This window comes from Halobacillus yeomjeoni, from assembly GCF_020171525.1.
In the GTDB taxonomy this organism is placed as follows: Bacteria; Bacillota; Bacilli; order Bacillales; family Halobacillaceae; genus Halobacillus; species Halobacillus yeomjeoni.
On the sequence record NZ_JAIVAI010000002.1, the window covers coordinates 45,647 to 70,870 of the forward strand.

At 44.2% G+C, this 25,224-nt stretch carries 26 protein-coding genes and 1 tRNA gene; 5 read left to right on the forward strand and 22 right to left on the reverse strand.

Features of this window, described 5'->3' with window-relative positions:
• Nucleotides 1-51: 51 nt before the first annotated feature.
• Genes queC through queE form a run of 3 tightly spaced genes read left to right on the forward strand, consistent with a single transcriptional unit; the run spans nucleotide 52 to nucleotide 1,909 of the window.
• On the forward strand, nucleotides 52-720 hold the full coding sequence (gene queC / locus LCL89_RS08365; RefSeq protein ID WP_224809704.1) for a 7-cyano-7-deazaguanine synthase QueC: 669 nt from the start codon (nucleotides 52-54) through the stop codon (nucleotides 718-720).
• A complete protein-coding gene (gene queD, locus LCL89_RS08370) occupies nucleotides 720-1,184 on the forward strand; it encodes a 6-carboxytetrahydropterin synthase QueD (RefSeq protein ID WP_224809706.1) in 465 nt (154 codons plus the stop codon). Before queC ends, queD begins: the two co-directional genes overlap by 1 nt.
• A complete protein-coding gene (gene queE, locus LCL89_RS08375; protein WP_224809708.1) occupies nucleotides 1,181-1,909 on the forward strand; it encodes a 7-carboxy-7-deazaguanine synthase QueE in 729 nt (242 codons plus the stop codon). The genes queD and queE overlap by 4 nt, the downstream gene beginning before the upstream one ends.
• A 116-nt stretch (nucleotides 1,910-2,025) precedes the next feature.
• On the opposite strand, the gene LCL89_RS08380 is transcribed toward queE, so the two are convergent.
• The 15 genes from LCL89_RS08380 to LCL89_RS08450 form a co-directional block, all read right to left on the reverse strand.
• Nucleotides 2,026-2,184, reverse strand: coding sequence for a YqaE/Pmp3 family membrane protein (locus tag LCL89_RS08380; RefSeq protein ID WP_197317785.1), 159 nt, complete (start codon nucleotides 2,182-2,184; stop codon nucleotides 2,026-2,028).
• A gap of 60 nt (nucleotides 2,185-2,244) precedes the next feature.
• The gene (locus tag LCL89_RS08385) at nucleotides 2,245-2,934 is read right to left on the reverse strand and encodes a phosphatase PAP2 family protein (protein WP_224809709.1); all 690 of its coding nucleotides are present in this window, start codon (nucleotides 2,932-2,934) and stop codon (nucleotides 2,245-2,247) included.
• Nucleotides 2,935-3,005: 71 nt separating this feature from the next.
• Entirely contained in the window at nucleotides 3,006-3,485 is a 480-nt protein-coding gene (locus LCL89_RS08390) for a hypothetical protein (RefSeq protein ID WP_224809710.1), read from the reverse strand.
• A 102-nt stretch (nucleotides 3,486-3,587) separates the two neighbouring features.
• Nucleotides 3,588-5,171, reverse strand: a complete 1,584-nt coding sequence (locus tag LCL89_RS08395; protein ID WP_224809711.1) for a BCCT family transporter — start codon at nucleotides 5,169-5,171, stop codon at nucleotides 3,588-3,590.
• Between the two features lie 289 nt (nucleotides 5,172-5,460).
• Complete coding sequence (locus LCL89_RS08400) at nucleotides 5,461-6,249, reverse strand: ABC transporter ATP-binding protein (protein ID WP_224809712.1); 789 nt, start codon at nucleotides 6,247-6,249, stop codon at nucleotides 5,461-5,463.
• Nucleotides 6,250-6,310: 61 nt separating this feature from the next.
• A complete protein-coding gene (locus tag LCL89_RS08405) occupies nucleotides 6,311-7,504 on the reverse strand; it encodes an ABC transporter substrate-binding protein (protein WP_224809713.1) in 1,194 nt (397 codons plus the stop codon).
• Nucleotides 7,505-7,561: 57 nt separating this feature from the next.
• Nucleotides 7,562-8,623: a branched-chain amino acid ABC transporter permease gene (locus tag LCL89_RS08410; protein WP_224809714.1), complete on the reverse strand. Its 1,062-nt coding sequence runs from the start codon at nucleotides 8,621-8,623 to the stop codon at nucleotides 7,562-7,564.
• Between the two features lie 4 nt (nucleotides 8,624-8,627).
• Nucleotides 8,628-9,512: a branched-chain amino acid ABC transporter permease gene (locus tag LCL89_RS08415; protein ID WP_197317792.1), complete on the reverse strand. Its 885-nt coding sequence runs from the start codon at nucleotides 9,510-9,512 to the stop codon at nucleotides 8,628-8,630.
• A gap of 1 nt (nucleotide 9,513) precedes the next feature.
• A complete protein-coding gene (locus LCL89_RS08420) occupies nucleotides 9,514-11,391 on the reverse strand; it encodes an AMP-binding protein (RefSeq protein WP_224809715.1) in 1,878 nt (625 codons plus the stop codon).
• A 24-nt stretch (nucleotides 11,392-11,415) separates the two neighbouring features.
• On the reverse strand, nucleotides 11,416-12,189 hold the full coding sequence (locus tag LCL89_RS08425; RefSeq protein WP_224809716.1) for an ABC transporter ATP-binding protein: 774 nt from the start codon (nucleotides 12,187-12,189) through the stop codon (nucleotides 11,416-11,418).
• A 259-nt stretch (nucleotides 12,190-12,448) separates the two neighbouring features.
• Complete coding sequence (locus LCL89_RS08430; protein ID WP_224809717.1) at nucleotides 12,449-13,063, reverse strand: class D sortase; 615 nt, start codon at nucleotides 13,061-13,063, stop codon at nucleotides 12,449-12,451.
• An 18-nt stretch (nucleotides 13,064-13,081) separates the two neighbouring features.
• Nucleotides 13,082-13,660 carry a hypothetical protein gene (locus LCL89_RS08435; protein ID WP_224809718.1) on the reverse strand — a complete coding sequence of 193 codons (579 nt, stop codon included), beginning with the start codon at nucleotides 13,658-13,660 and terminating at the stop codon, nucleotides 13,082-13,084.
• 87 nt (nucleotides 13,661-13,747) lie between these two features.
• On the reverse strand, nucleotides 13,748-14,326 hold the full coding sequence (locus LCL89_RS08440) for an LPXTG cell wall anchor domain-containing protein (protein WP_224809719.1): 579 nt from the start codon (nucleotides 14,324-14,326) through the stop codon (nucleotides 13,748-13,750).
• Between the two features lie 197 nt (nucleotides 14,327-14,523).
• Entirely contained in the window at nucleotides 14,524-15,936 is a 1,413-nt protein-coding gene (gene gndA / locus LCL89_RS08445) for an NADP-dependent phosphogluconate dehydrogenase (protein WP_224809720.1), read from the reverse strand.
• Between the two features lie 162 nt (nucleotides 15,937-16,098).
• A tRNA-Ala gene (locus tag LCL89_RS08450) sits at nucleotides 16,099-16,171 on the reverse strand.
• Between the two features lie 180 nt (nucleotides 16,172-16,351).
• Between LCL89_RS08450 and LCL89_RS16840 the strand changes: the two genes are divergently transcribed.
• Nucleotides 16,352-17,233 carry an HD domain-containing phosphohydrolase gene (locus tag LCL89_RS16840; RefSeq protein WP_224809721.1) on the forward strand — a complete coding sequence of 294 codons (882 nt, stop codon included), beginning with the start codon at nucleotides 16,352-16,354 and terminating at the stop codon, nucleotides 17,231-17,233.
• A 302-nt stretch (nucleotides 17,234-17,535) separates the two neighbouring features.
• Here LCL89_RS16840 and LCL89_RS08460 read toward each other — a convergent pair whose 3' ends face one another.
• The 7 genes from LCL89_RS08460 to trpE are packed head-to-tail and all read right to left on the reverse strand — an operon-like array spanning nucleotide 17,536 to nucleotide 24,062.
• Nucleotides 17,536-18,117 (reverse strand): anthranilate synthase component II, encoded by a 582-nt coding sequence (locus LCL89_RS08460; RefSeq protein WP_224809722.1) that lies wholly within the window; start codon nucleotides 18,115-18,117, stop codon nucleotides 17,536-17,538.
• 31 nt (nucleotides 18,118-18,148) lie between these two features.
• A complete protein-coding gene (gene trpA / locus LCL89_RS08465) occupies nucleotides 18,149-18,949 on the reverse strand; it encodes a tryptophan synthase subunit alpha (RefSeq protein WP_224809723.1) in 801 nt (266 codons plus the stop codon).
• 1 nt (nucleotide 18,950) lies between these two features.
• Nucleotides 18,951-20,144: a tryptophan synthase subunit beta gene (gene trpB / locus LCL89_RS08470; protein ID WP_404813418.1), complete on the reverse strand. Its 1,194-nt coding sequence runs from the start codon at nucleotides 20,142-20,144 to the stop codon at nucleotides 18,951-18,953.
• Complete coding sequence (locus LCL89_RS08475; RefSeq protein ID WP_224809724.1) at nucleotides 20,119-20,781, reverse strand: phosphoribosylanthranilate isomerase; 663 nt, start codon at nucleotides 20,779-20,781, stop codon at nucleotides 20,119-20,121. The genes trpB and LCL89_RS08475 overlap by 26 nt, the downstream gene beginning before the upstream one ends.
• Nucleotides 20,781-21,542: an indole-3-glycerol phosphate synthase TrpC gene (gene trpC, locus LCL89_RS08480; protein WP_224809725.1), complete on the reverse strand. Its 762-nt coding sequence runs from the start codon at nucleotides 21,540-21,542 to the stop codon at nucleotides 20,781-20,783. The genes LCL89_RS08475 and trpC overlap by 1 nt, the downstream gene beginning before the upstream one ends.
• Nucleotides 21,535-22,557 (reverse strand): anthranilate phosphoribosyltransferase, encoded by a 1,023-nt coding sequence (gene trpD / locus LCL89_RS08485; RefSeq protein ID WP_224809726.1) that lies wholly within the window; start codon nucleotides 22,555-22,557, stop codon nucleotides 21,535-21,537. The genes trpC and trpD overlap by 8 nt, the downstream gene beginning before the upstream one ends.
• On the reverse strand, nucleotides 22,554-24,062 hold the full coding sequence (gene trpE / locus LCL89_RS08490; RefSeq protein WP_224809727.1) for an anthranilate synthase component I: 1,509 nt from the start codon (nucleotides 24,060-24,062) through the stop codon (nucleotides 22,554-22,556). The genes trpD and trpE overlap by 4 nt, the downstream gene beginning before the upstream one ends.
• Before the next feature lie 326 nt (nucleotides 24,063-24,388).
• Between trpE and LCL89_RS08495 the strand changes: the two genes are divergently transcribed.
• Nucleotides 24,389-25,159, forward strand: coding sequence for an SDR family NAD(P)-dependent oxidoreductase (locus tag LCL89_RS08495; protein ID WP_224809728.1), 771 nt, complete (start codon nucleotides 24,389-24,391; stop codon nucleotides 25,157-25,159).
• Nucleotides 25,160-25,224 lie beyond the last annotated feature (65 nt).

Consider the following 25,224-nt stretch of genomic DNA (forward strand, 5'->3'; position numbering starts at 1 on the left):
TTTTTGGGTGTGTAGAATTCTCTTTTTCTTGATTGAAAGGAGAATTTTTTTATGGAAAAAAACAATAAAGCAGTCGTCGTTTTCAGCGGCGGTCAAGATAGTACGACCTGCCTTTTCTGGGCAATGAAAAAATTCGATCACGTCGAATTGGTGACGTTTGATTATAACCAGCGTCATAAAGAAGAAATAGAAGTAGCCAAAGAAATTGCCAATGACATGGATTTGAAGCATCATATTCTCGATATGTCTCTGTTGAATCAGCTGGCGCCCAACGCATTGACCCGTGATGACATCGAGGTGAAAGATGGAGAAAATGGAGAACTGCCATCCACCTTCGTCCCGGGCCGTAATCTATTATTCTTATCTTTTGCAACCATCGTCGCCAACCAGATCGGCGCGAAAAACGTCATTACCGGTGTATGTGAAACAGATTTTAGTGGTTACCCTGACTGCCGTGACGTGTTTGTAAAATCCTTGAATGTCACCTTGAATTTATCTATGGATGATCAATTTGTCATTCATACACCTCTCATGTGGCTCGATAAAGCAGAAACGTGGGAATTGGCGGATGAATTAGACGCATTCACATACGTCCGTGAAAAAACACTCACCTGCTACAACGGCATCCGCGGTGATGGATGTGGGGAATGCCCTGCCTGTGAACTGCGCCAAAACGGTTTAGAGACGTATCTTGAAAAACGTAAAGAGGTGAAGCAGTAATGTACGGATTTACAATTGTAGAAAACTTGCAGAAAATCGATCAGGATATTAAACGCGAAGAATTGAAATACCACAAAAAGCGTGTAATGGTCAGCAAAGAATTCACTTTCGATGCTGCTCACCACCTTCACTGTTATGAAGGAAAATGCAAAAACCTTCATGGACATACGTATAAAGTCATTTTTGGAATCAGCGGTTTCGTCGATGACATCGGAATCGTCATGGACTTCGGTGATATCAAGAAAATCTGGAAAGAGCAAATCGAAATCCACCTTGATCACCGCTACTTGAATGATACACTGCCAAAAATGAACACGACCGCTGAAAATATGGTCGTCTGGATTTATGAAAAAATGGAAGAAGCATTGAAAAACGATCCGAATGACTGCCGTGTCGAATTCGTCAAACTGTATGAGACGCCGACAAGCTTTGCAGAAGCACGCCGGGAGTGGATGAACACATGAATAAGTACCCCGTATTAGAAATCTTCGGACCGACCATCCAGGGAGAAGGAATGGTCGTCGGCCGGAAAACGATGTTCGTCCGGACGGCCGGGTGCGACTATAGCTGCGCCTGGTGTGATTCTGCGTTTACATGGGACGGCAGCGCCAAAGAGGATATCGAACGATTGACCGCCGAAGAGATCATTGATCGGTTGAATGACATCGGTGGCAACAAATTCAACCACGTCACGATATCAGGAGGAAACCCTGCGCTTTTGAAAAATTTACATGAGCTGATCGATCCTCTACACGAACAAGGGGTCGAAGTGGCTCTTGAAACACAGGGAAGCCGCTGGCAGGATTGGTTCACTTCCATTGATGACTTGACCATTTCCCCGAAGCCGCCAAGTTCGAAAATGAAAACGAACTGGAGCATATTGGATGATATCATCCACCGTTTGAAAGAAGCCGGCCGCCTTCGGAACACAAGCTTGAAAGTGGTCATTTTTAATGAAGAAGATATGCGTTATGCAGAGGACGTACACGAACGTTATCCTGATGTTCCTTTCTTCCTGCAGGTAGGAAATGATGATTTGGAAGAAGATGAGTCTGCGAATCTCGCAAGTCATCTATTGGATCAGTACGAATGGCTGATCGACCAGGCCGTCGCTTCAGAGAAATTGAACCAAGCGCGGGTACTGCCACAAGTACATGCGCTCGTATGGGGAAATAAGCGTGGAGTATAGGGTATCAGCGATTTTCTGATTATATCAGCGGAAAATTGGATTTATCAGCGAAAAAGTTCATTTATCGACCAAACTCAAAAAAATCCACCTGCTACAATTGCAGGTGGATTTCTTATTTAATGAGCGTAGTGATCTTTTACGACAAGAGCTGCGTGGACAGCCCCCGGCACGAAGAAAATCAACGTCAATATCAAGTTCAAAATTGCTTTCATCGGTTTGCCTGTCAATAAAACAGCAACAGGTGGTAGAAATATAGCTAGAATGTATAATAACATCAACGATTCACTCCTTTAGCAGTTCTACTAATTACGTACCCTCTCTCATAGGTTCTATAACTACTTTCTTCTCCGCCTTTGATTCCAAAGCGTCATTTCAAGAGCTGAAATACATACGAACAACCAGGCCAGTCCAAACAGAAATCCTGCGAGAATATCTGTAAGGTAATGGACACCTAAGTAGACGCGGCTCAATCCGACAGCTAAAATCAATAAAACTAGAAAACTGTTCAAGATCCACTTGAGTGACTTTTTCCAATGAGTGATGGTTACGAGATAAACAAGAAATCCATAGAACACGATCGCTCCGGTAGAGTGACCGCTCGGAAAGCTGAAGCCCGTGCCATCATATTCTGCGAGCACTTCCGGCCGCTGCCGTTCGAAATATAATTTCAGCAGCTTCGTCAAAGCGCTGATTCCCAGCATGTTGATGATAAAATAAACCGCCACCCAACGGCTGAATGCGGAACCTAAAAACAGATAGACAACCAGGATAATGGATGCAGTCGTAATCCACCATACAGATCCTGTCTCTGTAATCCAGGTGAAGGTTTGATCAAGCCACCCGGATTGGATGGCTACAACGACATCAATCGCCCATTGATCAATAAGAAACTTTTCGTCTTCCATTACTTGATCCGCTAATTCAAAGAACAAATTGAACGCTACGCCAATCGTGATGAATCCGATTAAAATAGTGAATACAGATGCTTTAGATAGGTCTGATACTTTCGTTCCAGAAAACAACATAGGCAACACCTCTTATACTCGATCTTTTTTGCCTATTTCCCTGTTTTCCAGTTATAAAACAAATCAATTGGTCATGTGCCGTAATTTTCCTTCTCCTCATGTGATTTTTGATCGATCTTCTTCGCACGACTCCAGTAGCCTCCACTGACACCGATGATACTTCCAATATAGTAGCTGAATACACTTCTTCCTGTTTCTTCCACCGGTAAATCGAGGAACCATAACGCTGAAAAAGCAAGAATGGCGAGCAGTACCATAAATGAGAATCCGATGTTTCTTTGGCGCTGCCACTTCTTTTCCCCTAAACGATCACGCTCATATTCCATGATTTTTTTATGTGTGCGCGTCCCGACTACTTTACCGGTCTTCTTCTGATAGAAGAAAATGAATACCACCCCAACCAATAAAACACCTAAGACCACAGCAAAAATATTCTTAGATACATCAGAGACTAACAAATAATGGGCCAGCCCTTCTGCCAGCAGCACCCAAACTATTATTTGAATGAAATGTCTGATCCTGAGGCTCCGAATCGTTTGATTTTCTTTCATCTCCACACACCTTTCAACCATATTTTTACAATTAACTTATACATACCCCTAATTAAATAATAAAAACCCGCACTTTAATCGACATAGTGCGGGTTCATCTATTTATGAAGTTTTCCGTTTTTTCACATCTTCAACAGAAGGGAGAGGTTGATCACTGATGATCCCCTGCTCTTTCGCCATCACTTTGGCCAGCTTCGGAGCAAGCCAAACCGGTGGAAGAAGTAAGAGGGAGACTGGAACAGCCGTGACAACGATGAAGTTCTGTAACGTCTGAATACTACTCTCTCCAATTCCGAGCAACGTTGCGGCAATAGCACCGAACAGCAGCGCCCAGAACACACGCAGCATGCGAGGCGGATGAGTGTTTCCTGTCAACGTAACAGCGACAGAGTAGGACATGGAGTCCGCAGTCGTCGCGACAAAGATGATAGTCACGACCAAGAATCCTGCCGCCATGACCATACCGAATGGCACTTGCTCCATAATCGCCATGACAGCTGCCGGCATGCCTGTTTCATTCAATGCTGTAGAGATCGCTCCCGGATTTTCAAGTTCGTAAAACAATCCTGAGCCGCCAACAACGGCAAACCAGAAGTTACTGACGATCGGTGCGATAATCGCTACCGCCAGAATCAACTCTCGAATCGTGCGACCTCTTGAAATACGGCTGATGAACATCGCCATAGCTGGACCGAATCCCAGGAACCATCCCCAGAAGAACACAGTCCAGTATCCTAACCAGCCGCTATCCCCACGGTACAGACTCATTTGAATGAAGTTTTGAATTTGATACGCTTCTGCACCGATGAAAGAATCGATGATGAATAACGTCGGTCCTAAAATCAACATTCCGATCATCAATACGATAGCAAGGCCCACATTCATCCGGCTAAGCAGCTGGATTCCTTTGTCAACGCCTGAAGCTGCTGATACAGCTGCAATGGTAACTAAAAAGATAATGACGAGCGACTGAGTGAACATCGTGTTCGGAATACCAAATAGATAGTCCAACGCGTATCCCACCTGCAGTCCTAAGAAACCGATGGGACCGATCGTACCAGCTGCCACAGCTACAATCGATACAATATCCGCAGTTGACCCAAGCACACTATTTTTGTTGAAAATTTTCTCACCGGCTATCGGATACAAAATCGTACGAGGCTTAAGCGGATATCCTTTGTGATAGTGCGCGTACATCAATACGATTGTCGCTACGGTACCGAGACACGCCCATCCCGTGAATCCCCAGTGGAAAAAGCTCTGAGCCAATCCAGGGATGACCGCTTCTGCTCTTGTCATGCCATCTTCTGCAAATAACGGTGGAGTGGACAAGAAATGATAAATCGGTTCACCGGCTGCCCAGAAAACCCCTCCACTTGCGAGCAATGTACATAATATCATGGAAACCCAACGGAACCATCCGTTTTCAGGTTTATCTTTTTTACCTAATCTCACTTTTCCATATTTCGATAGTGCCATCCACACTCCCACTACGAATGTAGCCAGCAATAAGAGCTGCCAGAAAGCACCAAAGAATGTAACAGAGAAGTCGAACGAACTGGAAATCCACTCACCCATCATGGTTTTGTTCATTAGAGACAAGAGTAGGAATAAGACCAACATGCCTCCACTGATACCGAAAGCGATCCAGTCCACCTTCGTTCTGTTACCGATCTTTTCGTTCATTATTTTCCTCCTAGGTGTTTTTAACCTTTTTTCTTTTATGAAAAAGCCATCATATATAAAAATGTTTGAATCCGGCTTTTTACACATAGTGGTTAATTATAGAGATGTACGGACAACCCGTCAACTAGCTGGTTACACCTGAATATAGAGGAAACGAGCGCATAGGATAGCTCATGTTCACTGAGTGTTAAAGAAACGTCATTATGCCACCTAACAACAAGGGATAAGCTCTAATGTGGGTCTTAGACAATAAAAAAACACCCATTTAAGGGTGCTTTTTTGTCCGAAGTTAAACCCACCGCTTCTTCTTTCGGTAAGATTTCACTTCTCGATAATTCTTTCTGCCTTCATCACTCATTCCTAAGTAGTGTTCCTGCACTTCCTTATTTTCCATCAACTCACTGACAGGTGCTTCCAATACGGAGCGGCCATCTTCGACGATATAACCGTAATCAGCGATGGATAAGGCTACGTTAGCATTCTGCTCCACTACTAGAATGGAGGTTCCTTCTTCCTTGTTGATCTGTTTGATATTCTGAAAGATTTCTTTGACTAACAAAGGGGCGATCCCTAAAGAGGGCTCATCAAGCAAAAGTAATTTCGGTTTGGCCATGATGCCTCTACCTATGGCCAGCATCTGCTGTTCCCCTCCTGATAGAAGACCGGCGTGACGGGAACGTAGTGTCTTTAACTTAGGGAAGTAATGATAAACCCGCTCCATGTCATGCTTTAGATGATTCCGATCCTTTCTCGTATGCGCACCTGCAATCAAGTTTTCTTCCACCGTCAGATGCTTGAAGACACGTCTTCCTTCCATACTTTGAAAAATTCCTTTTTGAACAATTTGATCAGGGCTGAAGCCACTTATTTCTTCGCCGTGATAAGTGATCGACCCTTTGGTCAGCTCTCCACCGTCCCCGGCCAGGAGACCGGAGATTGACTTCAGGGTCGTCGATTTCCCTGCGCCATTGCTTCCAAGCAGGGCGACGATTTTTCCTTCTGGCACTTCCAGCGACATCCCTTTCAATACTAAAATCATTTTTGAATAGACGACTTCTATATTATTGATATGTAACAAACTGTTCCCTCCCACCTTTTGAAGAAAAGGAGGCCATTTCTACCGGCCTCCTTCTTTTCATTTAATCTTCGTGACTGAAATAATCTGAAATGACTTCGAACTTGCCGTCTTTTACTTGAGCCAGGCGGACCTGGTTCGTTCCTGAGTGATTATCACTCGTGAAGGTTACAGGCGCAGCCAATCCACCTAAATCCATTTGATCGATCTGCTCGAGGCCTTTACGGATTCCTTCACCAGTCAATTCCTCAGCGTTACCGATCCCCTCTGCCATGATTTTAGCGGTGACCCAGCCTTGGACGAATTTCTGACTCACATCATCCGTGCTTAAACCTTTGGAATCCAAATACTCTTTGATTTCTTTCATTCCTTCCAAATCCTCATAAGGGAAGGCGTGAGTCACGACCCCAAGCATCCCTTCAGCTGCATCGCCGGCAATCTCTACGACTCCCTCACCGGTAGCCCAGTTCAAGCCGATGAACTGTGTATCGATATCCAGCGTTTTAGCTTCGCGTAAAATCGTTGCTGCTGCGCCCCACGTCTGCTGGATGATTGCATAGTCCGGATTCTTCTTCTTCATATTCAACATTTGAGACTGCGCTTCTGTAGCAGTGACCGGGATGACCTGTTCATCCACCACTTTAACGCCCATATCCGCTGCATATTCCTTGATATCTTCGACCGGTGAACGTCCGAAAGCTGTATCATTATATAGAAGAGCAAGCGTCGGTTCGCCGCCCTCATGATTATCTTTGATCCACTTGACTACAGCACGCCCTTGATCGGAATAGGTGGCTGCTGTCAGGAAGTTATACGGACTTTCTTCCAAGTTCTTCAGGTTTTCAGAGTACGATGCAGAGAAGTATGGGAATTTATCATGAGCGACCTGTTGTCTCAATGCTTCTGTATCAGCCGTTCCCCAGCCAAGGATCGCTGCTACTTTGTGACGGTCTCTCAGCTCTTGATATAAGCGTTGTCCTTTTGCCATATCGTAAGCATAATCATCACCGATGACTTCAACTTGAACGCCGTTGATTCCACCTTTGCTGTTCAAATATTCGTAATAGGCTTCTTCTCCTTCAGAGTAAGGAGTACCGACATCACCGGTTCCACCTGTGATATCATAAAGGGCCCCGATTTTCACTGTGTCCCCGTCTTCTGCGGTCGCACCGGAAGACTCGCCTCCACATGCGGCTAAAGCTGCCAAAGCAATCATACAAACACCTAACAAGATACCTTTTGACCATTTAGTAATCATTCGCTCGACTCCCTCTGTTTTTATTTTTTTAAAGAACAAAAAGATTTGTTCTTATCCCTAATAAGAAAACGGCCACAGCTTGAAATAATTTTTGATGTTATTCCAAATATGGGCCAGACCCCCAGGCTCAAAAATCAGGAAAAAGATAATGATCGCGCCAAATGCAACCTCCTGGAATGCAGCTAACATATGGTGCATATCCGGCAGGAAAATGGAAGCGAAATCCACCCCATAACCAAGGATGACCGGAAGGAGTACAATGAAGATCGCTCCAAGGATAGACCCCAGAATACTTCCTAATCCTCCAACGAGAATCATAGCCAGGTACTGGATCGATACCGTAATGCTGTAGAGTTCCGGGCTTACGATCATCGTGTAATGAGCTAAAAGTGCACCCGCAACTCCTACGAAAAAGGAACTGATAGCAAAGGAAAGTACCTTATATGTAAAAAGGTTGATCCCCATGATTTGAGCGGCGACATCACGGTCACGAACAGCTAAGAAAGCCCTTCCGATACGGCTCCGAAATAGATTCAGAGTATAAATGATCGTAAATAACAATACCGCGAGACAGATATAATAATAGCTGTCAGCAGACATGAACGAGAATCCGCCGATGGATGGACGCTGCAGGACCATCCCGGACGTCCCGCCGGTCAAGCTTGTCCATCGTGTAATCACGAATAGAATGATGAATTGAGCAGCGAGAGTGGCAATCGCTAAGTAAAGACCCTTCAACCGGAGCGAAGGAATCCCGAATAGCGCTCCGACTGCAGCTGTGACGATTCCGGCAATCGGAATCGCAAACCAGAAACTCAAGCCGAGTGTGCTTGTTATAATGGCTGACGTATACCCCCCCACGCCAAGAAACGCTCCGACTCCAATGGAGATCTGCCCAGTAAAACCTGTCAAGATATTCAATCCGATTGCACCGATTGATGCAATCGCACATAACGTAGCTAAACCGACGATGTAATCATTGGTGAGCAATGGAAACAGAAAAGCCAACGCTGTCAAAATCAGCATCCGGATCCTCACTCTTCTCGAGCTGAAAATCGCCATATCTTTTTTGTAACGCGTTTTGTATGTTCCACATTCCATGACAAATGGATTTCTCATATCTTCACACCCTTTCTACTCCACCCTTGCCGAATAATCCATAAGGTTTGATCATCAAAATCAAGATGACGATGATGAATGGAAATACGTCTTTCAATCCTCCGCCGACCATCGGATCCAGGTAACCGCCTGCCATACTTTGTGCGATACCGATGATGAAACCTCCGACAATGGCGCCTGCAATACTATCAAGACCTCCTAGTATGACGACGGGAAGAACTGTCAAACCGATGACGGACATCGTAGCGTTGACTCCATTGATGTTTCCAAGTAGTACACCGCCTACCGCAGCAACCACACAAGCGATCGCCCAGGTGATGGCAAACACTTTCTTCACACTGATCCCCATCGATGCAGCTGCCTGCAGGTCATCTGCAACCGCCCGCATCGCAATTCCCATTTTGGAAAATTTAAAGAATACCGTGAAGGCGATCAATAGGGACATGACAATGACAAACGACCATAAATACACAGGAGTGATGATGACTCCCCCGAATGTTACTGGTGTGTCAGGAAAAATCTGTGGGTACATGCGTGTTTGGTGGCCCCAGACCACATGCGTCAATCCTGCAAGCAGATTCCCAAGCCCGATGGTCGCCATGATGACCGATATGGTGGGAGCATTCAAAAGAGGTCTTAAAACCATCTTCTCTACCATCAAACCGAGCAGAGCACTGAAAACAAGTGTAATCAAAATCGCAAGCAGGAATGGCAGCTTCAGCACAGTAATCAGCGTCAGACACACATAAGACCCGATCAGCACAAATTCACCATTCGCCAAGTTAAGAGCATCACTAGCTTTATAGATTAAAACAAACCCTAATGCGACAAGGGCATAAATACTGCCCACTACGATACCGCTCACTAACATTTGAATAAAGAACGTCAATTCAAGCCACCCCCTGTGAAATTTCAAGGGAAATAATCTGTACAGCATTCTCCTTGAGATTTCCTGTTTCAGTATCATTTAAAGCGATGGACCCTGGAGCACGATACAATGCATTCAAGTACTCCTCATATTTTTCAGCTATCCTACTTCGAATCACTTTTTGTGTAGGTGTCAGCTCTCCCTCTGGCACATCCAGTTCTTCAGGCAGGATTACAAACCTCTTCACCTGAATTTCTTCCGGAAGAGTTTTAACGATGTTCCCGACCTCTTCCCGGATGAGTTGGACGACTTCTTCAGCAGTGACTAAATCATAAAAACTTTTATAAGTGATTTGATTTTTTTCAGCCCATCTTCCTACGCTGGATCGATTGATATGGACCATGGCTGTCAAGAAAGACCGTTGATGTCCAAAAACAATGGCATCTTGAATGTATGGACTTTTCTTCATTTCAGCTTCCATCTGACTCGAAGATACCTCTGTCCCGGTTTCTAACCGAATGAAGTCTTCCAACCTGTCTATGATTTTCAGATCTCCATTCTCCATGATTTCTCCATAATCTCCTGTGCTCACGACCTCCGGCTTTTCTTCACCTAAGTAACCGGCAAACACTTGAGGACCCTCGACTTGTAGTTCACCATTTTCCGCTAACGTTACCGATGTTGAAGGGAGCGGCTTTCCGGAGGTTTCCCTGTCCACTTCCCCGTCCCGTTGAATCGAGATGTAACCGGTACTCTCGACGGATCCGTACGTCTGTTTGACATTGACCCCCATCCCTTGGAAAAATCCAAGCGCATCAGAGTTCAACACTCCTCCTGTCACATAAGCCCGTTTGACTCTTGAAAGCCCTAAATGATCTCGAATGGCACTGAACATCAAGTAATCTCCCACCGTATAAAAAGCTTTGAAAGATGAAGAGACTGAGCGGTTGCTCAATTTTATCCCAGCATTCATTTCGATCAGTGGTTCAAAAAGAGAATACACTTTACTTTTTAAAGGAGTCGTGTCACTAATGCGTACATGGAAACGAGCTAAAATGTTTTCGTAAGTTCTAGGAGGTGCTTGAATGATGTGAGGTCCGATTTCTCTTAAATCGTTCAAAATCGTCGATGGCTCTTCCGGAAAATTGATGGTCAGCCCTTTCGTCAAAGAAAGTCCAACGGCCATCACCTGTTCGCATATCCACGCCAGAGATAGGAAAGATAAATAATCATCTTTTTCATGGACGGCATCAACTTCATCAATGGATAACGCAGTTTGAATCAGGTTTGCATGTGTGAATTGTGCAGCTTTTGAAATTCCGGTTGTTCCTGATGTGAAAGCAATGAAAGCAAGATCTGCGGGGACGGATTGACTGATTTTATCTTGAATAAGCTGAGGGTGGCGGGCGACTTCTTTCTGACCTATAGCTTGAATATCATCAAAGAAATGGAGTTTATTGTGGGTATAGTTCCGTAAGCCTTTAGGATTGTAGTAAATGATCTGTTCTACGCTTGGAAGGGTGTCTATCACTTCCAGTACTTTATCAACTTGTTCCTGGTCTTCGACTATAAGGGTTTTCACCTTACTTGAACGTATGTAATGGATTAATTGGCTGGAAGTGGTATCCTGATAGATCCCTACTGGTATCGCACCAAGCGATTGTATGGCAAGTTCTGACACGATCCAATGCGGACGGTTATCTCCGATGATGCCGACTTTTTCTGATTTTTCTATTGCGAATTGTTTCTGTAAACCTAGAGCGAATGTCTCTACGGCTTCATAATAATCTTTCCAAGTCCATTCATTCCATATCCCTAAGTCTTTCTGTCTGAAAGCGACTTTGTTTCCTTCATTTCCAGCCTTACTTAACAACAATTGTGGCAGTGTCTGCTGAGCCATCCATAGATCTCCCCCTTCTTCCTTTTAAGTGGTGACTTCTTGTTCTCCAAGATAAGCCCGGATGACTTCCGGATTCTTCTGAATCTCTTCCGGCGTTCCGAACCCGATTCTCTTCCCGAAATCCAGGACCGCGATATGATCGGATAAATCCATGATGACACCCATGTCGTGTTCAATGAGAAACACGGTAATGCCATTCAATTCATGCATGTCCAGGATGAAACGTGCCATGTCTTCTTTTTCAGCACTGTTCATACCGGCCATCGGTTCATCGAGTAATATCAATTCAGGCTCCAAGGCAAGGGCCCTCCCTACTTCCACTCGCTTTTGCAGACCATATGGTAAAGTGCCCACGGGCGTGTGACGGATATCCTGCATTTCTAAAAATTCGATGACCTGCTCGACCGATCTACGGTGAGATACTTCTTCTTTTTCCGCTCCTCCCCAGTACATACCTCCTTTGAACATGCCGGATTTCATTCTCACGTGGCGTCCCAGTTTCAAGTTATCGAGGACGGACATATGAGCAAATAAAGCGATGTTTTGAAAGGCCCTGGAAATTCCTAATGAAGTCCGGTTGTATGGCTTCATCCCGAGGATCTCCTTCCCCTTAAATTTAATAGACCCTGATGATGGTGTATAAAGACCACTGATGCAGTTCAGCATACTGGTTTTCCCGGCACCATTCGGGCCGATGAGAGAAAAGATCTCCCCTTTTTCCACATGATAGGAAACTTGATCCAATGCTTTGACACCACCGAATTTCAAAGACAAATCATTCACTTCTAAAATAGCCAATGGTATCCTCCTTTCTTTTTGAAAGCGCTGTCATATAAAAAAGTATATCGATTCCGAAAAAGAAGTCAATGCAAAAATTAACAATTTTCAGAATATTATTTTGTCAGCTTTTGACGGTATTGTTCTATAAAAGGGGCATAACAAGGTTTCAGCATACCTAAGACCGTTTCATTCGACTCAGTAAATTTCTGAAAAAATTTTTTTGAGCATCCTAAAATAAAAAAGCCCACGCTGAATGCGTGAGCTTTCCACCAGAAAATCATTCATTTTGAGACTCTTTAGAAACTAATTCGGCTTGAATGATGTAACGTTTAGGAGCGGAACCTACATAATCAAACGGATAACAGGTGGTGAGGGTGAGTGTCGGCTTGTCTTTTTTCACAATGACCGACCGATCATCTTCGTGTGTAATCCATATTTTCCTCACTTGATAATCGTAAGTTACACCTTCGAAGTCGACATAAAGGTGATCCCCTTTTTTCACCTTATCCAAGTTACGGAAAACCGTTTCCCTGTGTCCGGAAAGAACAACGTGCCCTTGTTGATCAGGGGTTGTGGTCCACTTGCTTTCATGGAGTCCCACCCCTTTTTTCAAAGTGTCTTCACCGGTTCCCCAGAACACATCATATTGGTTTCCGATTCTAGGAATGGCGAGTGAACCTACCTTTTCACCCGTTTCAAAATTATGATCTTTTTTCACACGCTCAAGCGTCTTCACCGTTTTTTGAGCCTCTGTTTTTTTCCAGCCTTGGTGTTCTTCCTGAATTTTAACAGGGTCATGGGTGATGGCATTGACCTGGCTCCACCAGGAATGCCCACCCCAAATGATGACCGCTGCTCCAATCATCAGCAGTATGAACCCAAACTTTTTCATATTACATCATCCTTGCTATTACGCCGTGCGTCTTCTAGTAAACAACGCTAGTGCGCCAAGAATCATGATACCAGCGCCAGCCAACATGATCATCGGTGCAGGTGTTGCGGTATCCGGCATTTCTCCACCATCATCGTTTTGAGTAACAGAGCGATCAGAGAACACCCATTTACCTGCTTCATAGCTGTACATCACTTCTAACGTGTAATTTCCATTGGTTTCAAGGTAACCTTCCTGGGTCAATTTGTATTTGTTTTCATTGACCTTTTCCAAGTCGTAATCTTCGTCCAGCTGAACGAAGACCGGATAACCTAAGTCTTTCCCATAAGCTTCACCGTTTTTTTCTGTGTAGTACTTGTTCAAATAATGATCCACCAACGGTTTTGTCATGATACTGTCCATTTCCTGTTCAATGGCATCAAGGGAATCATATTCTTTTACCTTCCCGTCTTCCTCTTTCTCCAGTAAGACTATGTTCTTAAACTGCTTTTCCAAATCTTCCACCGGCGGCTCTCCATGATCCTCTGCAAAGACAGGATTATTCAGCCCTGTAAATACCAAAGCAGTGACGAAAACGATAAACAACTTTTTGATCACTATAATACCTCCTGAAAAGTAATTGTTTGTTCCGGTTAGGAACCGCTTTACAATAATTCAGAGATTCACATTACGTCATCCGAAAATTTAAACCGTACGTCTTCTGGTAAACAAAGCGAATGCTCCAAGCAGCATGATACCAGCACCAGCCAACATGATCATCGGTGCAGGGGTCGCGGTATCCGGCATTTCTCCGCCATCACCGTTTTGAGTCGCAGAACGTTCAGAGAATACCCACTTGCCGGCTTCATAGCTGTACGTCACTTCGAAGGTATAATCTCCATGAGTTTGGCTGCTTCCTTCTTGCGTCAGCTTGTACTTGTTTTCACTGACCTTCTCTAATTCATAATCTTTATCTGTTTCTACGAAAATCGGATATCCTAAAGACTTTTTGTAAAGCTTATCGTTTTCCTCCATGAAGTACTTTTCCGAATAATGATCCACTAATGGTTTCGTCATGAACGCATCCAATTCTTGTTCGACTTCATCCATGGAATCATACTTTGTGACTTCCCCATCTTCTTCAGTTTCTACCATAAGTACATTCTTGAATTGCTGTTCCAAATCTTTGACTGGCGGTTCTCCATGATCCTCCGCAAAGACAGGACTATGTAATCCTGTAAATACCAGAGCAGTGACGAAAACGACAAACAACTTTTTAATCACTATAAAACCTCCTATAAAGTATTTACATTTTATGTGTTCCGGGTTTGTAAGCGCTTTAAACATGTTTTTGTCATTTTTTTGTAATTTTTTTAATGTCTATGTAATGAAAACCGTCATGACGGTTTTTCAGCTTTAAAAAAATTTTCAAAAAGAAAAACCCCTGTCATCGACAAGGGTTTTCTACAAGTTCTATTTTTTTATTCCATCCAGTTCGTATGGAATGTGCCTTCTTTATCTTTACGCTGATACGTGTGTGCACCGAAATAGTCACGCTGCGCCTGGATCAGGTTTGCAGGCAGATCTGCTGTACGGTAGCTGTCATAATAAGCGATCGCACTTGAGAATGTCGGAACCGGAATTCCGTTCTCAACTGCTACAGAAATGACTTTACGTAGAGAGGACTGGTATTCATCTACGATTTCTTTGAAGTATGGATCCAACAACAGGTTCGCAAGAGCTGGATCACGGTCATAGGCTTCTTTGATGTTCTGCAGGAAGCGGGCACGAATGATGCATCCACCTCTCCAGATCATAGAAATGTCGCCATAGTTCAAGTCCCAGCCATACTCTTCGGAAGCTGAACGCATTTGAGCGAATCCTTGAGCATAAGAACAGATCTTACTCATATATAGAGCTTTACGGATCGCATCGATCAATTCTTTCTTATTCTCGTCCTGGATCTTCGCCTCTGGGCCGCTCAATACTTTGCTTGCTTCGACACGCTCATCTTTCAGGGAAGAAATGAAGCGGGCGAATACAGACTCAGTGATCAATGGAAGTGGAACCCCTAAATCAAGAGCGTTCTTACTCGTCCATTTCCCTGTTCCTTTCTGCCCAGCTTTATCCAAGATGACATCGACCATTGGTTTGCCAGTCTCTTCATCTTTCTTCGTGAAAATATCAGCGGTGATCTCGATCAAGTAACTATCCAGTTCACCTTCATTCCACTCTTTGAATACTTCATGAAGTTCTTCACTGGAAAGACCTACAACGTCTTTAAGGATAGAATACGCTTCTGCAATCAGCTGCATATCGCCATATTCAATTCCGTTGTGCACCATTTTCACGAAGTGACCTGCGCCGTCCGGACCGATGTAAGTCGTGCATGGCTCGCCATCCACTTTTGCAGAAATCGATTCCAGAATTGGTTTGATCATTTCATACGCTTCTTTCTGTCCACCAGGCATGATGGAAGGTCCTTTAAGTGCACCTTCTTCTCCACCGGAAACACCTGTCCCGATAAAGTGGATGCCGGATTCCTTCAGCTCTTCATTACGACGGATCGTTTCTTCATAAAGTGTGTTTCCGCCATCTACAAGAATATCTCCTTCATCCAAGTGTGGAAGTAGAGATTGGATCGTCGCATCAGTGGCTGGACCTGCTTTTACCATCAAAAGAATCTTACGAGGCTTCTCAAGGGAAGCGACGAATTCTTCAATCGTTTCAGCACCAGTGAAGTCTTTTCCTTTCGCCTCATCGTTCAGGAAGTCCTGTGTTTTTTCATACGTACGGTTGAAAACCGATACAGAGAATCCTCTGCTTTCGATATTCAATGCAAGGTTTTTCCCCATGACCGCAAGGCCGATGACACCTACATTATTCTTTCCCAAAATCATCATTCCTCTCTTTCATTTGTCTATAAGACAACAAGTTTACACTTGATATGTAAACCAAAGTAATTATGGATGTTGTTACTGTCACTCTACATATTATAGAGGTTGAGTGAAAAGAAATCAAAAAAACCCTTGCTATTAAGCAAGGGTTCTGGGTAGTGGAGCATAGCGGGCTCGAACCGCTGACCTCTACACTGCCAGTGTAGCGCTCTCCCAGCTGAGCTAATGCCCCGTATTATAATTATTGCGACAAGTTTAATTTTATCTATTATTTATAAAATAATCAAGGGGTTTATATTTTTTTCATAGAGTTATATATATGTATAATGAATGACTAAAAAATACCAATAAATGTAATTTTATAGTATAATTATCCTATGGTTGTTAAAAAAACTAGGAAGGGTGGATATTAGTGAAGTATGGAATAGAAGAGCTCTCACAATCCATTGATAGGAGTTCAGCGATTGTTCAAGAATGGTTCCATGATTTAGAAGAAAAACTTGACTACCATATTCCTATTAAAAACGGTAAAAGACTTTACGACGATAGAGACTTATCTATAGCAGCATTTATAGCAGAAAAAAGAGATGAACGATGGTCACTTAATGAAATATATAAAAGAATAGAAGAGATTTTCCCCCTCAAGAAGGAAGTACCTCAAGTAGAAGTACTCAATAACGATAGTATAGATTCTTTTATAGGTCTGGGACCAGACCCCGAATCTCTGTTTTATAGTATTGCGCAAAATAATGAAATAATAAGCAACTTCAAATATCATTCTCTACGTGTCATGTATATGGCCAGCATGTTAGCTAAAAGAGTTAACTGTTATGATGAGGATCTAAGGATAGCTGCACTTCTCCATGATATAGGAAAAATGGGGCTTTCTGCAGATATACTATTAAAACCAAGCAAACTTAATGACTTGGAGTATACTATTGTTCAAAGTCATTCTCACATTGGAAATATGATTGTACGAAAGCACTTAGGCTTGACAAGGGCTGCGAAATTCATAAGGGATCATCATGAACGATGGGATGGTCAAGGCTATCCTAGACGTTTAATAGGTGATGAAATCTCTGTACAAGGAAGAATTATATCTATATGCGATGCATTTGACACAATGACTGTCGATCAGCGCACATATAACAAGAAGACATTAAGTTACCAGGAAGCTTTTGAGGAACTTGAAAACTTTTCATGGAAGCAGTTTGATGGTAACTTAACCAGGATTTTTATTGATATGATGAAAGACGAAAAAATCCCAGAATATATGATGTCAGAACAACAATAAGTCCTAATGGTCAACTAATCATAAAGTTGTTTTTTATTTAAAATCATGAAATTAAAATGTAGATATTGTATATACTATCGTGGGTCTTAGTTAATCATATAATGAAAGAGCGACTAATCTTTATAAGACAGTCGCTCTTTTCTATAATACTTACATTTATTTTGATCTTAGAACCTTACCAGTTGCTTCTGTCTAAAAGACCATAGGATTCCGAGTGACTCTATACTTGCTTAACTTGCAAGTCCCTTATTTCACCTTAGATGATGATTTGAATAAAAAGACTTCCGCATAATTGTAAGCAGCTATAGTACAGCTCTCAATCTCTGTTGAATTAGATTCTTCAACAGCTGTTTCCCATCATCGGTACCGATGGATTCAGGGTGGAATTGAACCCCCTCAATCGGAAAATCCAAATGACGGATTCCCATCACTTCCCCTTCGACGGTTGCAGCGGTCACTTCGAAACAATCAGGTAAATTTCCAAGTTCCACGATGAGGGAATGATAGCGCATCGCTTCCATCGGATTATTCAATCCTTTATAGATCCCTTTTCCATCATGAAATATTTGAGAAGACTTCCCGTGCATCAACCGCTCCGCCCGGGTGACTTTTCCACCAAACACCTGCGCAATTGCCTGGTGTCCGAGACAGACACCGAATATCGGAATCTTCATCTTGAAAGTTTGGATGACTTCAAGCGTCTTCCCTGTTTCATTCGGGGAACAAGGACCGGGGGATAAAAATATCAACTTAGGGCTCAACTCTTCAATCTCTTCAAGCTCCACTTCATCATTACGCCTTACGATGACTTCTTCTCCAAGTTCACCTAAATATTGGACAAGGTTGTACGTAAAAGAATCATAATGATCAATCATATAGATCAACTCTACTCAACTCCTCTTCCCTTCCGTATGATTATTGGACCAGGGTTCTGATCTCCTTTGAAAAGGCGTCTAATGCTTCATCGCTGTTCCCTTTTTCTATTGATTCAAGATTGCTTTCAATCAGACGGATGATCTTACTTCCAATGATTACTCCGTCTGCATGGTCACGAACCAGTTTCACGTGGTCATTGGTCGATATGCCGAACCCGACAGCGACCGGGACAGGACTGAACTCTTTCACTTTTTTTATGAATCTGAGGGCGTCTGCAGACATTTCATTACGTTCACCCGTCACACCCAGCGTGGAAACACAATATAAAAATCCGCGTGCGTGTTCGGCGATCTGTTTGATACGTTGATCGGAATTGGGCGCAACCAGAGAAATAAATTCAATATTACTCGCTTCCGCAAGATTTCTCACTTCTTCACTTTCTTCATACGGAAGATCTGGAATCAAGACACCTTCTGCACCATTCTCTTCAAGCATACGGAAAAACTCTTCATGACCGATTTGAAGGACAGGGTTATAGTACGTGAAAATGACGACAGGTATTTCCACACCATGTCTACGAAGCTCCGGAACAAGCTCAATGGCTTTCCGGAGTGACATGCCGGCATTCAAAGCGCGTTTGGCTGCACGCTGAATGGTCGGTCCATCGGCTAAAGGGTCGGAATACGGTACCCCGAGTTCCAGGATGTCCGCTCCTTCTTCCTGAAGACGGAGCGCGTATGCAATCGTCATTTCAGGACTTGGATCGCCTGCCACAATAAAAGGAATGAACAAATTTTCGGTTTTCGTCAATTTCCCTTGAAATGAAGTTTTCGTAAGCATCTTAAACCTCCTCCTGGAAATGTTCCATCAATGTAGACATGTCTTTATCTCCCCGACCGGATAAGTTGATCAGAATCGTCTCTTCCGGTGACATCTCTTTCGCTTCCTTGAACGCTTGTGCTAACGCATGGGCAGTTTCAATCGCAGGAATGATGCCTTCTGTCTGGGTGAGAAGTTTCAAGGCATCCAGCGCTTCCTCATCTGTTATGGATTCGTAGCGGACACGCTTGGACTTGAAAAGATAGGCATGTTCCGGTCCGATTCCCGGATAATCGAGTCCGGCCGATATCGAATAAGGCTCGGTGATCTGTCCGTTCTCATCCTGCATCAAGTACGTCAAGGATCCGTGGATGACGCCAGGTGTGCCTTTGGATAACGTCGCTGCGTGCTCAGGCGTATCGATTCCTTTCCCGGCCGCTTCGACACCGATCAATTCTGATTTTTCTTCCAAGAAAGGATAGAACATCCCCATTGCATTACTTCCCCCGCCGACGCAGGCGTATATACGATCAGGATCATTCTGTTCCATTTGCCGGAACTGTTTCTTGGATTCATCACCGATCACCCGCTGGAAATCACGGACCATACGAGGATAAGGATGTGGACCTACGACAGATCCAATCAGATAAAAGTGATCTTCACAGTTGGCGACCCAGTAACGGATCGCTTCATTGGTGGCGTCCTTCAATGTCCCATTTCCACTGGAAACAGATACCACTTCCGCCCCTAAAAGCTTCATGCGGAAAACATTCAACTCCTGACGACGGATGTCTTCCTCTCCCATGAAAACCTTACATTCCAGGCCGAATTTTGCTGCAACGGTCGCTGAAGCCACGCCGTGCTGACCGGCACCTGTTTCAGCGATGATTTTTTCTTTCCCCATCCGTTTGGCAAGCAGAGCCTGCCCGATGGCATTGTTCAATTTATGAGCACCGGTATGGTTGAGGTCTTCTCGTTTCAAGTAAACCTTAGCTCCACCAAGCTTTTCTGTCATCTTATCGGCATAAGTGAGAGAAGTCGGGCGCCCCGCATACTCTTTCAATACATGATGGTATTCTTCCAGGAAAGATGGATCTTCCATCGCTTCATCGAGGGCACTTTCCAGCTCCTGTAACGGTCCCATCAATGTTTCTGGAACATATTTACCACCAAAATCTCCGAATCTACCTTTAACGTCCGGGAATACTTGCAACATACCGTTCCACCTCTCTCATCAATGATTGAATCTTGCCTATATCTTTTTGCTCGTTCACTTCTACACCACTGGATAAATCGATCCCTTCAGGATTGAAAGTCATCAACTCTTCCACACGCTCAGGCGTGATGCCTCCCGCAATCAAGCAGGAGACGCTTTGTTCATGGGCAAGGTCACGGTATTTCGGTACAGCTTCCCAATCAAAGCTCACCCCTGTTCCTCCATGCGAGCCTTCCACTTTCGAATCGATGACGTAACCATCTGCCACTCCCTGGAATACTTCCATTAGCTTTTCTCCATCTTTATGATGATGAATCACTTTCCAAACCGGGAGACCGAACGCCTCCTTGATTTTCAACAGCTCGGAAACTGTTTCATTGCCATGAAGCTGAATGACGTCCAAATCGACGAAATGAAGGACCTCCTCCAATTCTTGGATGGACGGCTCGACAAAGACGCCTACCAGTTTCTGCCTCGGGCGAAGCAGATTGACCCAGCGCCCGACATTTTCCGGACGAACGTAGCGCTTCGTCTTCTTGACGAAAATGAAGCCGAGGTGAGTCGCACCCGAAGATGTCGTTTTGGCCAAATCAGCTAATGAACGGTTTCCACAAAGCTTGACCAAAGGTTCCTTCATTACACCACCACTCCCGTCATCAATTCGCGTACCCCCTGTGCTATATTCTTCTGACGCATCAGGGATTCACCGACAAGAATACCTTCCGCTCCATAGGCGACCACTTCCTGTACATCTTCATGTGTGAAAATGCCGCTCTCTGAAACTAGCAGTGACTGCTCAGGGACCAAATCTGCCATTCGCTCCGTTTGAGTCAGCTTCGTCTCAAACGTATGGAGGTTTCTATTGTTTACCCCTAAGAGTTTTGGTGTGAATTGACCCAGCACCTTTTCAAGCGTTTCCTCACTATGGACTTCCACCAAAGCTTCCATGCCCAGTTCTTCAGCCTGAAGGTATAATTCATGGAGCTTTTCTGCTTCTAAAGCTTCTCCGATCAGCAAGATCGCATCTGCTCCGATATACGCACTCTCCGCCACTTGAATGGAATCGATGATGAAATCTTTACGTAATACCGGAACATCAACGACTTTTTTAATGTCCGTCAAGAAGTCTCTGTGGCCCTGGAAAAAGTGTTGATCGGTCAAAACGGAAATCGCCTGGACCCCGGCTTTATCATAATCGTGAGCAATTCTCACAGGATTGAAGTCTTCCCGGATGATCCCTTTGGATGGGGATGCTTTTTTCACTTCTGCAATCAGCCCCGCGTCGTAAGGGGATTTCTTCAAAGAATCATATAACGATTTATGGGTAAAGCTTTGTTCTTCTGGTAAAAACAGTCGTTCGATCTCTTGTCGTTTGACTGCAAGGATGGTTTCAAGCATATTGACGATTCTCCTTTGTTTCTGCGATGGATTCAAAGTACTTTAAAACGCCTCCGGTCTGGAGTGCTTTTTGCACCTTCCCAACACCTTCGCGAAGGTTCTCGACTTTTCCTGCAACATACAATCCGGCCGCTGCATTCAAAGTCACGATATTGACTGCACTCTCATTCGCTGTTCCAGCAAAAACACCGTAAATCATAGAGGCACTTTCCTGCGTGGTCGTAATCTGGATGTCTTCCAAAACGCCTGTTTCAAGTCCAAAGTCCTCCGGTTGAATGACAAAACGGTGAACCCTGCCATCCTTCATCTCTACAAGGTCGGTTGCGCCGGTGATGGTAATTTCGTCAAGTCCATCTCTACCCGTCGCAAGCAGCACATGCTTCGAACCTAATTTATGAAGGGATTCGGCCATTTTTTCACCGAATGAGGTATCGTAAATGCCGATCAGCTGCCGTTTGGCATTGGCAGGGTTCGACATCGGCCCCAGTAAATTGAAGACGGTACGGAAACCAAGCTCCTGCCTGGCTGGAACCGCATGCTTCATCGCCTGATGATAAAGGGGGGCGAACATGAACGTCATTCCATTTTCCTTCAGTGCCTTCGTCCCTTGTTCGGGTGTCGATTCAACCGGAATGCCTAAAGCTTCCAACACATCTGCACTCCCGCTTTTGGAAGAGACTTTACGGTTTCCGTGTTTAGCCACTTTCACACCCATGCTCGCTAAAACGATTGAAACTGCAGTTGATATGTTGAACGTCGAGCTTCCATCGCCGCCTGTGCCACATGTATCCACGATGGAGTCGTCTTCTACGTCCAACCTGGTCATGTTTTCCCGCATCGCTCTTACAAACCCGGTCAGCTCCTCGACCGTCTCACCACGATAACGCATGACACTCAACAGGCTCATCAACTGTCCCGTCGACGTTTCCCCGTTCATAATTTGATTCATAGCTGCATACGCTTCGTCTTCTTTCATGGAATGACCGTTTACGATTTGGCTCAATGCTTCTCTCATTTCGTCTCCACTCCTTCTCTGCTCGTCTCAAATACCTGCTCAGCTAACTCGATCGTTCTTTTCAAGGCACTTGCCTTATTAATCGTTTCCTGATATTCCATCTCCGGGTCGGAGTCAGCTACAATCCCCGCTCCCGCCTGGATATATAGATCCTCACCGGTCAAAGTCATCGTCCGGATGGTGATACAAGAGTCAATGTTTCCATCAAATCCTAAATATAAAATGCCTCCACCGTATAAATGACGAGGGGTCGGCTCCAGCTCACTCAAAATCTGCATCGCTCTCACTTTAGGTGCTCCTGATAAAGTGCCTGCTGGAAAAGCAGAAATCAGAGCGTCAATCGGAGAAATATCTTCTCTGAGCTGTCCGGTCACTTTACTGATCAAATGCATCACTTTTGAGAATCGACCGATGGTCAAATACTCCGAGACATCGACGGAACCGAACTCAGCGACGCGCCCGATATCGTTCCGGGCCAAGTCGACCAGCATTTTATGTTCAGCCAGTTCTTTTTCATCCGATGCAAGGTCCTCCGCCAGTGCTTGATCTTCCTCTGGTGTTGCGCCTCTTTTCCGTGTTCCTGCGATTGGGTGGATTTCCAGCCTGCCTTCTTGTACTTCCAAGAGACGTTCAGGAGAACTGCCGATCACCTCGACATCGTTGAACTTCAAATAGAACATATAAGGTGAGGGATTCACTTTCCTGAGCACACGGTACAACTCAAAACCTTTCCGCTTCGTTTTGGCTTGAAACCGTTGAGATAGTACCGCTTGAAATACATCGCCGGAACGTATGTATTCCTTTATTTTTTCTACGTCCGCTTTGTAGTCGTCAGGGTGGTAATTGCTGGTGAACTCTACTTCCCGATTTTCAGGAAGATCACTTGGCAGCAATAGGTCTGTCAGGTCATTCTTCTCAATGATCTGCTGCTGGATTTTTTCTATCCTGCGTATCGTCTTTTTATAGATATCTTCAAAAGTTGCCCTGTCATCCGTACGGGCAAATGATAAGATCGTCACTTCTTTCGTTTTGTGATGATAAGCGATCATCGTCTGACAGAACAGCAAATGGTAATTGGATAGTTGAAGGTCCCCGTCTTCAATCCGCGGGACAGGTTCATAGTCAGAAATGGCATCATAACTGATATATCCAACCCCACCTCCTTTGAATGGAAGAGGTACATTGGACGTTTTCACATCCAGGCTGTTTACTACCGAATTGAAAGCCCGCTTGAAAGATTGTTCGGTTTCTTTAGTTTGTCTTTGAAAGTCAGTGATCTGGAAAGATTCATTCTGCTCCTGGATTTCCACCATGGGATCCATTCCAATAAAAGAATAATTGGACCATGGGGAAGACGGGTCGTGGCTTTCCAGCATATACACCGCTTCATCTTTCAAAGCATTAAACATGTGTATGGGTGTCAGTGTATCCGTATAAAAGGATTGAAATATCGGAATGGTGCGATGCATGGACGCATCGTTCATAAAAGATTCATATGTGGTCATGTGCTCACCTCTCCATAGGGTAATGGAGAATGAGACGTTGAGGGTAAATAAAGAGAGGATGATAAAAAACGGCCAGGCAATCTTAAAGGCTCCTTCGTCCTTCGATTCCTATGCTCACTCAGCTCAACTCATCCTGATCCTCAACTCTACTCTTCTCATTCTCAAACTCAACTAATCTAGCTATTTTAAACAGTCTATAAAATTCAGATAATAATGTCAACCAGCCTGTTCACTTCCTTCCCTTTTATTCTGGAGGTGTCTTAGTTGTTTCTCATCTTACTAGAGTATAGACTGTTACCAAAGCGTAGAAAGGGAGAGTGATTTGAATGAAACCAACAGCATTGATAACGGGAGCTTCCAGCGGAATCGGCTACGAATTTTCCCACCTGTTTGCTAAAGCAGGGTATAACCTGATCCTTGTCGCACGTACAGAAGACAAACTGCTGCAATTAAAAGAAGAACTGGGCGAGCACCCGGTGACCATCATCCCTCATGATTTGGCTGAACCTGATGCCGCAGGGGTTTTGTATGAAAAGATCAGAGACTTGGGGATGAGAGTAGAAGTTTTAGTCAACAATGCCGGTTTCGGTCTCAATGGTCAATTCGATGAGCTGCCTCTTCTCGATCAGCAGAAAATGCTCCAAGTCAACGTCAATGCCTTGACCGAGTTGACTCATTACTTCTTACAGGATATTAAAGATTCTCCACTTTATGATATTCCGAAAGGCGTATTGAACGTAGCCAGTACCGCAGCTTTCACTCCAGGTCCTAAAATGGCGGTCTATTACGCAAGTAAAGCCTATGTACTTTCCTTTTCAGAGGCATTGGTTGAAGAACTTAAGGGCACCGGAATTACGGTTTCCACTTTATGCCCAGGTGCAACGGATACGAATTTCTTCAAAACAGCGAAAGCAGAACATACGAAACTTGTAAAAAGCACGATGACCCCTGAATCCGTCGCTAAAGCTGGATTCCTCGGGTTTGTAAAAGGGAAACGAATCGTTATTCCTGGAGCAGCCAACGTATCGATGGCCTTCGCCACCAAAGTTTTCCCAAGATCCCTCACCACGAAAGTCGCCCATTATATAGACAGTTGATGCATGGAAATCTGAATATCAGCAACCTTTTTACTAGAAAAAGATGAGAGTAGGCTTTTATGCCT

What these genes read in the sequence shown, in the direction of transcription:
- trpA (WP_224809723.1), bottom strand. Translation starts at nt 18,949, where the DNA reads ATGCTTACGAAAACTTCATTTCAAGGGAAATTGACGAAAACCGAAAAT.
- LCL89_RS08385 (WP_224809709.1), bottom strand. Translation starts at nt 2,934, where the DNA reads ATGTTGTTTTCTGGAACGAAAGTATCAGACCTATCTAAAGCATCTGTA.
- LCL89_RS08410 (WP_224809714.1), bottom strand. Translation starts at nt 8,623, where the DNA reads ATGAGAAATCCATTTGTCATGGAATGTGGAACATACAAAACGCGTTAC.
- LCL89_RS08390 (WP_224809710.1), bottom strand. Translation starts at nt 3,485, where the DNA reads ATGAAAGAAAATCAAACGATTCGGAGCCTCAGGATCAGACATTTCATT.
- LCL89_RS08395 (WP_224809711.1), bottom strand. Translation starts at nt 5,171, where the DNA reads ATGAACGAAAAGATCGGTAACAGAACGAAGGTGGACTGGATCGCTTTC.
- LCL89_RS08420 (WP_224809715.1), bottom strand. Translation starts at nt 11,391, where the DNA reads ATGGCTCAGCAGACACTGCCACAATTGTTGTTAAGTAAGGCTGGAAAT.
- trpE (WP_224809727.1), bottom strand. Translation starts at nt 24,062, where the DNA reads ATGACCACATATGAATCTTTTATGAACGATGCGTCCATGCATCGCACC.
- LCL89_RS08495 (WP_224809728.1), top strand. Translation starts at nt 24,389, where the DNA reads ATGAAACCAACAGCATTGATAACGGGAGCTTCCAGCGGAATCGGCTAC.
- trpB (WP_404813418.1), bottom strand. Translation starts at nt 20,144, where the DNA reads ATGTTGCAAGTATTCCCGGACGTTAAAGGTAGATTCGGAGATTTTGGT.
- queE (WP_224809708.1), top strand. Translation starts at nt 1,181, where the DNA reads ATGAATAAGTACCCCGTATTAGAAATCTTCGGACCGACCATCCAGGGA.
- trpC (WP_224809725.1), bottom strand. Translation starts at nt 21,542, where the DNA reads ATGCTTGAAACCATCCTTGCAGTCAAACGACAAGAGATCGAACGACTG.
- queC (WP_224809704.1), top strand. Translation starts at nt 52, where the DNA reads ATGGAAAAAAACAATAAAGCAGTCGTCGTTTTCAGCGGCGGTCAAGAT.
- LCL89_RS08380 (WP_197317785.1), bottom strand. Translation starts at nt 2,184, where the DNA reads ATGTTATTATACATTCTAGCTATATTTCTACCACCTGTTGCTGTTTTA.
- LCL89_RS08475 (WP_224809724.1), bottom strand. Translation starts at nt 20,781, where the DNA reads ATGAAGGAACCTTTGGTCAAGCTTTGTGGAAACCGTTCATTAGCTGAT.
- LCL89_RS08430 (WP_224809717.1), bottom strand. Translation starts at nt 13,063, where the DNA reads ATGAAAAAGTTTGGGTTCATACTGCTGATGATTGGAGCAGCGGTCATC.
- queD (WP_224809706.1), top strand. Translation starts at nt 720, where the DNA reads ATGTACGGATTTACAATTGTAGAAAACTTGCAGAAAATCGATCAGGAT.
- trpD (WP_224809726.1), bottom strand. Translation starts at nt 22,557, where the DNA reads ATGAGAGAAGCATTGAGCCAAATCGTAAACGGTCATTCCATGAAAGAA.
- LCL89_RS08405 (WP_224809713.1), bottom strand. Translation starts at nt 7,504, where the DNA reads ATGATTACTAAATGGTCAAAAGGTATCTTGTTAGGTGTTTGTATGATT.